Genomic DNA, 12,637 nt, shown 5'->3' with positions numbered 1-12,637 from the left:
AGTAAGATAATTTTCAATTAGAAAATATCTTACTGCTGTTCTCTATTTATACAACACTTCATATTGAATGGCTTCACTATGCCCGTCTGGCACATTATTGTAAGCTGACTTTCCGCCAGCTTCTATGTTGGGGCCCCACCCCAACTTGCACATTATCGTAAGCTGACTTTTCGTCAGCTTCTGTGTTGGGGCCCCTGACTAGAATTGAAAAAAGCTTGTTGCAAGCGCATGTTCGTTCAGTCAACTACTGCCAATATAACTTTGCAGAGCATAGAACATTGATTTATGTCTCAGGCTCCATGTATTCCTATTTTTAAGTACACATTAGCTGTGGCTAATGTGTAAGAACCACTACATAATAAAACATTAGTGGTTCTTTATTATTTCTGTCCTACTCTCATCCGATTTATAAAATGTGATTTGTGAACTTAAAATGTCATTTACATACTATATTCTGTATCTCTTGTAATACACATAACATAATATTCGTTTAACTACTCTTTTAAATAATTAATTGGCTTCAGTTTGCCAGTAATATACTTTTACCTCTCTATACCAGATAAAAAATACTGTTCAACATCTTTCCACCCATTTACGCGTTCAAAACGATCATCATTAATATTATGCACAGCAGTGAACATAATTGGTGTACCAGTAAAAATTTCAAGTTGTCTAGGGTTATCATCAATTAAGTAATCGGTTTTAACAATATTTTTTCTACCACAAAAAACAAAATGTTGCGGATCTAAAAATGGAAAGAATTCAAGTAACCATTCATATTTATCGCTAAATGATGTAGGAACATCCATTGCAGCTGTGGCAATATACACATCATAACGTTTAGCTAACTTTTCAACAACTTCTTGTGCATGCGGCATCACTTTAAGATGTCTAAAGAAACCAGGCTCTCTCAAAACTTCAGTAATTAAACCATCATGTTCAGGAATAACATGTTTTAACTTTTGACCATTTAAGGCTTCCATTTTAATACCTAAATCCGCTCTATGATTGACAGCATCTATTATTTCTCCTAATGTGTCTGCCAAAACTTCATCCATATCAATCGCAATTGATTTACGGGTCATTTTAATCTTCTCCTCAAAATATCAGTATTTGTTCAGTATAGCAAAAATTTATGTTCGACAAAATAATATAAGACTTGTGTTATCACATTAGCTTTATTATAAATTTATAACGTCAATGATTTAACAACTTTATCAGTAGCACTAAATTCAACTATCAGTTGTCACTTCATTTACCCAATATGGTATGACTTACTAACAAAAATGACATGTCTAAATTTTATCAACCATTGTAATAAGAACTTTTGCATAGTCAGTTGAGAAAACCTTTTTTTATTGTCATAAATAACATAATTTCTTCAACATCCTAATTTAAAGTTTAATTTCACACAATGCTCTGTTAATTCTTACTCATATTTAAAATTTGATAAAACTTCTAACATGTTATCATTTTGTTCTTTAAACCCTATCGTAATTCTTACTCCTGTCGGAAATGGTCGTGTAATACACCCTACATTTAAAAGTGCTTCATAAAGTTCATTTACGTGTGTCGTTTTTACAAATATAAAATTCGTTTGACTAGGTAAAAAATACTCGCTTTGAGGTAATTGATAAAATCTTTTTCGCTCTTTACTATTTTTTTGAGTAATTTCTTTCAAATACTGTTGGTCCTCTAATGCTGCAACTGCTGCATATTCAGAAATACGTGTAACATTAAACGGTGGTCTAATGATATTCCATTTTTCAATGGCTTGTTCACTTGCAACAACATATCCTACACGCAAACCTGCTAAACCATATGCCTTTGAAAACGTACGTAGTAAAAAAGCATTGTCGTATTTTTCTTGCAATGCTAAAGTGTCTGGAAAATCTTGCGCTGTAACAAACTCAAAATATGCTTCATCAATAATTACTGGAACATTTGAAGGCACTTGAGATAGAAACGAGTCAAGTGCTTCATGATTGAAGTAAGTACCAGTAGGATTATTCGGATTACATAACCATACTAATGCGGTATCCTCATCAATTACTTTTAAAATACCCTCTAAATCAAAACCACCATTTTTTAAAGGGACTTGTACAACATTAGCCGCTTCAACTATTGCATTATGGTAATATTGACCAAATGTCGCTTCACTTGTAATAATAGTGTCACCTGGTGTTAATACTGCCCTAGAAATCATTAATATAACTTCATCTAACCCGGCACCAAATAATATACGTGAAGGTTCCACGTTTAAAAATCTGCTTATCGCCTTTCTCAATGTAGGCGCTCCTGTTTCTGGATAATAATACAACTCATCTAAGTGTGCAGTTATTGCCTCTTTTACTTTAGGCGATGGTCCATACAAGTTTTCATTTGATGCTAGTTTATATAATTCTCCTTCAATGCCATACTTTTCCTTTAATGCCCTTGGTGATAACCCAGGCTGATATGCTGATAATTGATTAAGTTGTTCTTTCATAATAGAAACAGCCTCCTCTGAATTGACTGAAATTTTAAAAAACTTATATTTATTATATCTCTCTATGTTTCTAAAATGCAATGCTACTATTTTCACAATTTACAATTGTACCACTGTGATTTCTTACTTATAATATGTCACTAAATTTGCTTCTTTAGATTCCACATTTATATACATATAAATATAGCAACGCCACATAAGATATAGTGTAGTGAACCTCATCTTATATGGCGTTGGTTGTTATTTGATTAACCCTTTCCCTTTTAAATAATCCTTTGCAACAGTGTATGGGTCTTCATTTTTGACTGTTACTTTATAATTCATCATTTGCATATCCTCGTCAGAAATTTTATTTGCTAATTTGTTTAGCGGCTTGATGATTTCTGGATGCTTCTTTAAAAAGCTTTCTTTGAATAAAGGTGCACCTTGATATGGTGGAAATACATGTTTGTTATCTTTTAACACAACCATATCATATTGCTTTAATTCAGCGTCTGTTGAATACGCATCGATTAGGTTAATATCACCTTTATTAATTGCTTGATATCTTAATTTAGGTTCCATAGTACGTATATTATTCAAGTCTAAATTATACGCTGTCTTAATTGCTTTGTAACCATCTGGACGATCATTAAACTCTAAAGTAAACCCTGGTTTAAGCTGATCCTTAACTTTATTAAGATCTCCAATCGTACGTATATCATGCTTTTTAGCAAAGTCACGCTTTACTGCTAATGCATAAGTGTTATTATATTTCATTGGTTTTAACATTGTCATCTGATATTTCTTTTCAAGGCTCGTTTTAGCTTGTTCATAAACTTTATTCTCTTCTTTTGATTTCAATGGTTCTTTAGTTAATTCACCTAAAACTGTACCCGTGAATTCCAAATATCCATCAATATCATCAGATTTTAAGGCATTGAATAAAAATGCAGTTTTTCCCATTCCATCTTTTACTTCAACAGTATTATTTGTATTTTCTTCAATTAATATTTTGTACATGTTCGTAATAATAGATGGTTCAGAACCAAGTTTACCAGCTAATGTAATTTTATCTCCTTTATGCGCAAACATAGGTATAGCGATGGCCAATATAATAATCATGACAATGACACCTAACGTCATCAATAATTTTTTATACGATAATTTAGCCATAAATCTTAAAATTAAATCAAAAATAATTGCTAATAATGCTGCAGGAATGGCACCTAATAAAATTAACGATGCATTATTACGATCTATACCTAATAAAATTAAGTCTCCTAGTCCACCTGCACCAATTAATGCAGCAAGTGTCGCAGTACCAATGATAAGTACCATGGCAGTTCTGATTCCCGCCATAATTACAGGCATTGCAATTGGCAGTTCAACCTTAGTTAAACGTCTGAAAGGCTTCATCCCTATACCTTTTGCCGCTTCAATCAAAGAAGGATCTACTTCTTTGATACCAGTATACGTATTTCTTAAAATAGGCAACAGCGCATAAACAACTAATGCAATAATTGCCGGTACGCGACCGATACCAAATAGCGGTATCATTAACCCTAATAATGCTAATGACGGAATCGTTTGTAGTATTGCAGCAATATTCATTACGATTTCAGATATCGTTTTAGTTTTAGTTAGTAAAATACCAAGTGGTACAGCAATCGCAGTCGCAATTAATAGTGCTATAAATGATATTTGAATATGTTCAATCATTGTAGATAATAATTGTCCCTTACGTTCGCCCAATATTTCAAAAAAGTTAGTCATGTTGAGCTACCCCCTTTTGTTGGGACAAAAACTTAAACATATCTTGTCTGTCAATGACGTACTGTCCAACATGATTTTCTCGCATTATAATAACACGTTCGTGTTCTGCTAAGAGCTGATATAATTTTTCAACTAATTCATAGTCATCTACAATTGGAAAATCTCCCGTTGATGTAACTTCATCTATAGGTCTCATAATATTCAAATCACGAATACTTAAATTATGCTCAACACATGGTGCTACATCTTCCAAATGGCTACCCATAAATTGTTTTACAAATTCATTCTGTGGGTTATTTTTAAATCCTTCTGGTGTATCAATTTGTTCAATATGACCTTCATTTAAAAGACAAATTTTATCACCAAGTCTCATAGCTTCTTGAATATCATGTGTTACAAAAATAATTGTCTTCTTTATTTTTGTTTGAAGTTCAATTAAATCATCTTGCAATTTTTCTCGGCTAATTGGATCTAATGCACTAAACGGTTCATCCATTAAAATAACTGGAGGGTCAGCTGCTAATGCTCGTATAACACCGACACGTTGGCGTTGACCACCTGATAATTCATCAGGCTTTCTATTTTTATATTTAGCTGGTTCTAAGCCAACCATATCAAGTAACTCATCCACTCTTTTATCTATGTCTTTTTCTTTCCATTTTTTCATTTGTGGCACTTGTGCTATATTTTCTTTGATTGTCATATGTGGAAATAATGCAATCTGCTGTAATACATAGCCAATATCCCAGCGCATCTCATACACAGGATAATCACTAATTGGCTTATCTTTAAAATAAATATAACCTTCACTTAAGTTAATGAGTCGATTTATCATTTTTAAAGTCGTTGTCTTTCCACAACCTGAAGGTCCGATTAACACAAAAAATTCGCCTTCATTAATATTGAAACTAATGTTATCGACAGCAACATGTTTGCCATAACGTTTAGTTACATTTTTAAACTTAATCACTTTGCCACCTCTTTTTTCTCATTGCATAAAACCGAGATTATATGTATGTATTCCCTATTTAACCATGTTTATTACAATTTTCAAATTTAAATGATTAATATTTGAAGTTTTTTATCAAAATAATGAATGAAATACAATTTCCAGTTAAGAATTAGGATTATTTTTCTTATATTTAGAAAAAACACCCAGTAAAACAATGAATGTCTACTAGGTGTCTTAATCATACTTTCGCTTTATAATTTTGGATTGTTTCTAAAAATACTGGACAATAGTGCTTTAGCTTATAACTACCAACACCATCGATATTAATCATATCTTGCTTCGAGGCAGGTTTTCGTTTAGCAAATTCTTCTAATGTATAATCCGAAAAGATACTTACAGGTGCAATGGTTAATTTGTCACTTAATTTTTTACGAACTTCCACTAATTGACTAAACAAAGCACGATCTACACCTTCAACTGTATTAATAAATACTTTTTCAGTTGCTTTTTGTTTAAATGGTGTAGTAAAAACTTCTACCTTATTACTAAGTAATTTTTTAATTGATGTGTCGCACATTAATATTTCATCATTTTCATTTAAAAATCCTTTAAACCTTAATTCATCAATTAAATGACTTAGTTCCGATGTTGTGTAACCTTTCATTAATCCATGTGTTGAAATTTGGTCATAACCTTTATACTTAATATAATCAGTTGTTTCACCTCTAAGCACCTGAATGATTACACTATAGCTTTCTTGTTGTTTCATTCGCGCGATACAACTAATAATCATCTTTGCTTCTTGAGTCATATTATACGATTTTTCCTGTTGAACACAATTACTACATTGTTCACATTCTTCTAATTTCTCATTCGGTTCAAAATAATGAACAATTGTTGCTTCTAAACACTTTTTCGTCTTAGTATATTGAATCATTTTAGTTAATTTTTCGCCCATTTTATCTTTATAGTCATCATCAGCTTGTGAGACTGTTATAAAATATTCGTGCAAACTGATATCACGTTCGCTAAATAGTAAAATGCATTCACTTTTCAAGCCATCACGACCCGCACGTCCTGCTTCTTGATAATATGATTCTAAATCACCAGGCATATTATAATGAATAACAAAACGAACATTTGATTTGTCAATTCCCATACCAAAAGCATTAGTTGCAACAACTACCTTCACACGATCAAATAAGAAGTCGTTTTGCGCTTCCTCACGCTCTTTATTACTTAAACCTGCGTGATATATAACACTTTCTATCTTTTGACTTTCTAAAGCTTCTTGAAGTTCTTCAACTTGTTTACGTGTCGAACAATAAACGATGCCTGCATCTTCATCATGAGATTTAATGTAATCAATGACAAATTTTTGACGTTGATACGTAGGGTTCACTTTAAAAATCAAATTTCTACGTTTCGTACTCGTTTTTATTTGATCAATTTGAGCAATATTTAACTTTTCTCTAATATCTTGTTGAACTTCAACAGTTGCAGTTGCAGTTAACGCAATAATTGTAAAGTCTTGAGGTAATGTAAATACTTTAGAAATAACATTTTGATAACTCGGTCTGAAATCATGTCCCCACTTGGAAATACAATGGGCTTCGTCAAATGCGATTAAATGAATTTTGATACGTTGAAGTAAATTTAAAAAATATCGATTTTCAAATCTCTCTGGTGCTACGTATAAAAATTGAATTTCACCATTTGATAATTCTTTTTCAATACGTTGTTGCTCTTTTTGTGACAAGCTACTATTAAGAAAGGCAGCTTGTATACCCATCGCTTTTAATTGATCCACTTGATCTTTCATTAATGAAATCAAAGGACTTATAACTATCGTTGTACCGCCTAACATCAAACCTGGTACTTGATAACATATCGACTTACCACCACCTGTTGGTAAGACACCCAGCACATTACGATGGTTGAGCACTTTACTTATAATTTCTTCTTGTCCTGGACGAAACGTTTCATATCCAAAGTAATGCGATAAAGTTTGTTGCATCATATTTGACCCCTTATTGTTGTTCTTTAATTTCTTCTAACTCACTCCACCTTGTGATGTCAATATCATATTGATTTTCCAGTTGTTCTTTTTCTTCATTTAATTCTTTAATTTTCCCATAATCTGCACTAGCTTCTATCATAAGCGAATCAATTTCTTCTATACGTATTTCAGCTTGTTCAATACGTTCCAATAATTGTTCGTACTCTAATTTTTCTTTGTATGATAATCCGTTTTTCTTACGTACAGTTGTTGCTGCTTTTACTGGTTGCTTAATTGCCGCTTTGTTTTTATCTAAGGACTTTTTATAATTTTCATAGTCTTCGAATGTGCCTATAACTTTTTCCATTTTACCATCATGAATAAACCAATATAGCTGTGCGACTTTATTTAAAAAGTATCTATCATGGCTAACTGTAATGACTGTACCACCGAAAGTATGAATATAATCTTCAAGTATTGTTAATGTTTCGGTATCCAAATCATTGGTTGGCTCATCTAATAATAAAACGTTCGGTTGATGGACTAGTAAACGCAATAAGTATAGGCGTTTTTGTTCACCACCTGATAATTTATAAACTTTTTTTCCATGTGTTGCACTAGGAAATAAAAATCGTTCAAGAAGTTGTGTAATAGAAACGGAAGTACCATCTTTTTCTTTAGCCAGTTCACTTTCTTCTCTTAAATAATCAATCATTCGGATGTCTCTATCTAAGGTTTCATCCGTCTGCTTAAAATAGGCTACTTTAACTGTCTGGCCTGTCTTTAATGTACCTTCAAAATTTTGGTCTTCTCCACTTAAAATATTCAATAAAGTCGTTTTCCCAGCACCATTAGGACCTACAATACCAATTCGTTGTCCTTTTTGGATAATTTCATTCACATGTTTAAATAGCACTTTATCATTAATAGACTTTGATACATTTTCTAATTCAAATACTTGCTTACCTAACCTTGAATATGCAAGGTTCAATTCACCTTTATCTTCTTTAAATTGTTGATTAACTTCCTGTTCCAAATCATTAAATCGATTAATCCTAGCTTGTTGCTTTGTTGTTCGTGCTTTAGCACCTGCTCTCATCCACGCAAGTTCTTCTTTATATAATGCACGTTGCTTTTGTTGTTGCTTTTGAAGCGTAACTTCTTTTTCCGCACGCATTTCAATATAGGATTCATAATTACCTGGATAATTTTCTATTTTTCCTCTTTTTAGTTCTATAATTCTGGTAGAGACTTCATTTAAAAAGTATCTATCATGCGTTACAAATAAAACGGTGTGTGGATATTGTTTTACGTAGTTAATTAACCAATTAATTGATTCAAAATCTAAATGATTCGTCGGCTCATCTAATAATAATAAGTCTGGTTGCTCAATTAACGTTTTAGCCAGAACAACACGTTTTTGTTGTCCACCCGATAATTCCTTAATTTGCTTTGACGTATCATGAATACCTAATTTTGATAAAATGGTTTTAATTTCAGCATTATAGCCCCAAGCATCATATTGATCCATAGCATCTTGTGCGTCCATCATTCTCTTAAATAATTGATCACTTTGATTAACAGAATAAGCTTGAACTGCTTGTTCATATTGCTTAATGATTCTTAATGTTGTTGTATCAGAGCTTAATACTGCATTGAAAACAGTCATCTCGTCATCTAAATCCTGTTTTTGAGACGAATATCGAATTCGATATTGGTTTGGATGCATTACATTGGCGGTAAAATCATCATCAACACCACCAATTACTTTTAATAACGTACTTTTACCTGTACCGTTTATACCGACTAGACCAATTTTTTCACCCTCTGATATTGATAAATCAAGGTTATCGAAAATAATTTTATCGGCATACGATTTATTTAAATGTTCAATTTTATATGCTTCCATACCCATCTTCCTTTATCTAATAAAATCTATTCGTTCTTAAATCAGTTCTATATATTATACACCTTTTTCAATTCAAATGAAATCGATGCCATTAAGTAGCATCCAACAAAAATATCTTATTTTTTAAACCATTAAAATTTATTGATTAAAAGACCCTTGTATTTAATAAGAAAATATTCATCAAGTCTATTTTATTCTCTCTAAATACGACAAAAACCCGAATTGAATAATTATCAATTCGGGTTGAAATCATATTATTTTTTAGAGTTTGCTTTTGGTCCAGTTTCATATTTATATTTCGAAGGATTTACCTTTTTGAAGTCTGGATTTTTGTAAAATCTAAACAAGTCACCATTAAGCACATTGTCACTCATTTCGAGATCTTTTTCAACTTGCTTTTTATTCTTTTCAAAGTCAGCTGGTTTTGTAGTCAATAGTTCATTATTTTTGTTTGAATAAATTTTACCATTAACATATTTATAATCTTTCGTTATAAAGTCACCATTTCTGAATGGTACAACTTGATTATGATTTTTAGAGAATAAATCAGTACCAAACATTAAGTAGTTCTTAGAATCAATACCAGCTAAATGTAAAATTGTTGGCATAACATCTACTTGACCAGCGTATTCATTGTTAATACCACCAGATTTACCTGGGATTTTAATCCAGAAACCAGTTCTGTTTAAATCTGTAAATTTCGCCGGTGTAATTTTCTCACCTAATAATTTTTCCATTGCATTATTATGATTTTCAGAAATACCATAATGGTCACCGTAAATCATAATTACAGAGTTGTCATATAAACCTTTTTTCTTCAAGTCATTGATATATTCTTCTAAAGCTTCGTCTAAATAACGTGCTGTTTGAATATATCCGTCTACCGTCGCATCACCTGTATTAGGTTTCTCAATCGTTGCATCCTTTTCATCTAATGTGAAAGGATAGTGATTTGTTAATGTAATTAAATGTGAATAAAACGGTGATTTCATTTTAGCTTGATAATTCGCTGAATCTTTGAAGAATATTTTATCTTTTAAGCCTAAATTAACAACATTTTTATCAGACATATCATAATACGTTGCATCATAAAACTTATCTATACCAAAGTGTTTGTATACTTGGTCTCTGTTCCAGAATGTTTTATAGTCACCATGCATTACATCAGATTTATAACCTTGCTTTTGATCTAAAATTGCTGGTAGTGACTGATACGTATTGTCGCCTTTTAGTGAATAAGCAGAACCTTGTGGTAAACCGTATAAACTATTATCCATTGTAAACTCAGAATCAGATGTTTTACCTTGTCCTGTTTGATGGAAGAAATTAGGGAAATAAGTAAACTGTTCTTTCCCACTTGATAGTTTATTTAAAAACGGTGTTACTTCTTTACCATTAACTTTCTTATTAATTAAGAATGTTTGGAAACTTTCTAAATGAATCTTAATGATATTTTTCTTTTTAGCTACCCCATAATATTCTGGGTTTGGCTCTGTTTGACGTTGTTTAGTATAATTTAATACTTTTGTTAAATCATCTTCAGATGCCAGTGCTTTTTGTTGATTATTTTCGATTGTTTTCACACCATCATATACTGTGAAATTATATGGTCCTAAATATTTAACTAAATATTTATGATCAAATGTACGTGTTAACAATTCAGGTCTATCTGTTTCAGCAAAAGCTAAGTTTAAGAAGAATAGTGCTACTGATGCCGCCATAACGACAGGAACAAATTTCTTACTAAATGCTTTTGTGTCTAACCATTTCGTTTTAAATATTAAAATGAATAAGTAAACTAGAGTATCAATAAAGTATACAAAGTCATACCACTTGAATGAAGCACTAACAGCCCCACCCATTGATTCTACGTTACCTACTTGGTTCAATGTACTAAACGTTAAAAAGTCTGAGAAGAATCTAAAGTACACAACATTGGCATATAATAGGAAAGTTAATAAGAAACCACCTATAAACATGAACCAAAATGCTTTCTTACCTTTAAAGAATAAGAAGACACTTAAAATAAGTGCTACTAAACTATATGGATTCATCAATAAAATTAAGTTTTGTACTAAACCTTTAACACCTAAAGAAAAATCAACATAATAAGAAAAATACGTCTTCAAGGTAATTGTTATTACGGTTAATAAGAAGAACGCAAAAAGACTAATTTTCTTTTTTTGTGAACTCATGATTCTTTCCCCCGTTATTTAGATATTAAATCTTGCGAAAGTACTTGAATAAATTAGATATTAACATTATGTAGTTATATAATCAGCGTGTTTAAAAGTTAACATTGTCATAATTAAAGTAATTACTTTCAGATTTAAGTTTTAAAAATTCCATTGCTTGTAGCTTCAACTCAATTGTTAACAAGTAATTGATTGCTACAACACCTCATTAATCATGTGAATTTTTGTCTTTATATTTATCATTCAATTAACAAAGTTAAACTTTGTAATCAAATTGTAATAATAAGTATAGCTCAATTAATTAATATAGAGTAATTTTAGTCAAAATTCAAGTAAAAACACACTTTATCTTTGTCATTTTCTGTAAAACAAGAAAATGATTAATGTATTTTGAAATCAAAACACAGTATTTTTTTATTATACAGCGGGAGAAATTTTGTATCATCAGACTCTAGTATGAGCTTTCTCAATTGACTTACTTTAACATTTCTAACTGCATTCTATATTCTATACCGTGGAATAGCTGATTTAACCAATTACTATATTTTACAAGATTTTTTTCAGCCGTTAAAATATCTATAAATTGAAATTTTAATCTTGAACCTTGTGGTTTTTGTGCCAATTTTGTTAAATGGTAACTTGCTATCGTACCTAATTGTGGATAACTACCTAATGTATAATGGTCATTCAATAAGATGATTGGTGTACCATCACGCTTAATTTGTATAGTCCCTTTTTTCACTGTTTGATAGGGAGGCATATCTTCGTAAAAAGCTTTTATCTTTTCACCTTCTAACATCATTCCCATTCTATTAGCTTTGCTCGTTACTTTATAATCATGCTTAACAAAACGTTGTATTGCATCTTCTTTAAAGTCTTCAGTACCTTTATTTTTAATAACATGAAAAACATCAGACATATAATTAAATGATAGAGCGTATCCATCAATACCCCAATCAGTTTGTTTAGTGTGTTTAAGGTTTTCGAATAGTTTATAATGACGAGATGTATATGATCGTTTTAGTTTGATTTCATCACCATCTTGCAATTTCCTACCCTGAAAACCACCGATTTTCACATTAAAATCTGTAGAGTTTGATCCAAGCCATTCATCTAATTCAAATCCGCCACCAACTGCAAGATAAACACGAGAAGTATGACTTGTTTCTATAAATCTTAGTACGTCACCTTTATCTATTAAGTATAATTTATAAGGCACTATTGTCATATGATCTGTGTAGGCTTTAACATGTCCACCAGCCAATGCTATAAGTGTAGGTTCCGTAAAGCGAATCGTCGCCATTTTATGAGTCATTTCTAATGTTGCTTCATTTTTATC

At 31.3% G+C, this 12,637-nt stretch carries 8 protein-coding genes; all 8 read right to left on the bottom strand.

Going from position 1 to position 12,637, the window contains the following annotated elements:
* Positions 1 to 542: 542 nt before the first annotated feature.
* Complete coding sequence (locus CD116_RS03765) at positions 543 to 1,085, bottom strand: 5' nucleotidase, NT5C type (RefSeq protein WP_047551098.1); 543 nt, start codon at positions 1,083 to 1,085, stop codon at positions 543 to 545.
* Positions 1,086 to 1,429: 344 nt separating this feature from the next.
* Positions 1,430 to 2,488 carry a histidinol-phosphate transaminase gene (hisC, locus tag CD116_RS03760; RefSeq protein WP_047551095.1) on the bottom strand — a complete coding sequence of 353 codons (1,059 nt, stop codon included), beginning with the start codon at positions 2,486 to 2,488 and terminating at the stop codon, positions 1,430 to 1,432.
* A 240-nt stretch (positions 2,489 to 2,728) separates the two neighbouring features.
* Positions 2,729 to 4,243, bottom strand: a complete 1,515-nt coding sequence (locus CD116_RS03755) for an ABC transporter permease/substrate-binding protein (protein WP_047447880.1) — start codon at positions 4,241 to 4,243, stop codon at positions 2,729 to 2,731.
* The gene (locus CD116_RS03750; protein WP_047530948.1) at positions 4,236 to 5,213 is read right to left on the bottom strand and encodes an ABC transporter ATP-binding protein; all 978 of its coding nucleotides are present in this window, start codon (positions 5,211 to 5,213) and stop codon (positions 4,236 to 4,238) included. Before CD116_RS03750 ends, CD116_RS03755 begins: the two co-directional genes overlap by 8 nt.
* Before the next feature lie 220 nt (positions 5,214 to 5,433).
* Positions 5,434 to 7,215, bottom strand: a complete 1,782-nt coding sequence (gene recQ / locus CD116_RS03745) for a DNA helicase RecQ (protein ID WP_078101785.1) — start codon at positions 7,213 to 7,215, stop codon at positions 5,434 to 5,436.
* 10 nt (positions 7,216 to 7,225) lie between these two features.
* Entirely contained in the window at positions 7,226 to 9,109 is a 1,884-nt protein-coding gene (locus tag CD116_RS03740) for an ABC-F family ATP-binding cassette domain-containing protein (RefSeq protein ID WP_078101784.1), read from the bottom strand.
* A 248-nt stretch (positions 9,110 to 9,357) separates the two neighbouring features.
* The gene (gene ltaS, locus CD116_RS03735; protein WP_047530944.1) at positions 9,358 to 11,298 is read right to left on the bottom strand and encodes a polyglycerol-phosphate lipoteichoic acid synthase LtaS; all 1,941 of its coding nucleotides are present in this window, start codon (positions 11,296 to 11,298) and stop codon (positions 9,358 to 9,360) included.
* 475 nt (positions 11,299 to 11,773) lie between these two features.
* Positions 11,774 to 12,637, bottom strand: an 864-nt coding sequence (locus CD116_RS03730) for a 5-oxoprolinase subunit C family protein (RefSeq protein WP_240625081.1), incomplete at its 5' end; no start/stop codon positions are given.

It is taken from the genome of Staphylococcus schweitzeri (assembly GCF_002902405.1).
Lineage (GTDB): Bacteria > Bacillota > Bacilli > Staphylococcales > Staphylococcaceae > Staphylococcus > Staphylococcus schweitzeri.
Note: the sequence above shows the minus strand (reverse complement) of the source record. Positions and strands in the feature narration are given on the sequence as shown.

Excerpts from the sequence above, each read along its gene's own strand:
- CD116_RS03755 (WP_047447880.1), bottom strand. The coding sequence starts at position 4,243 with ATGACTAACTTTTTTGAAATATTGGGCGAACGTAAGGGACAATTATTA.
- CD116_RS03765 (WP_047551098.1), bottom strand. The coding sequence starts at position 1,085 with ATGACCCGTAAATCAATTGCGATTGATATGGATGAAGTTTTGGCAGAC.
- CD116_RS03740 (WP_078101784.1), bottom strand. The coding sequence starts at position 9,109 with ATGGGTATGGAAGCATATAAAATTGAACATTTAAATAAATCGTATGCC.
- hisC (WP_047551095.1), bottom strand. The coding sequence starts at position 2,488 with ATGAAAGAACAACTTAATCAATTATCAGCATATCAGCCTGGGTTATCA.
- recQ (WP_078101785.1), bottom strand. The coding sequence starts at position 7,215 with ATGATGCAACAAACTTTATCGCATTACTTTGGATATGAAACGTTTCGT.
- ltaS (WP_047530944.1), bottom strand. The coding sequence starts at position 11,298 with ATGAGTTCACAAAAAAAGAAAATTAGTCTTTTTGCGTTCTTCTTATTA.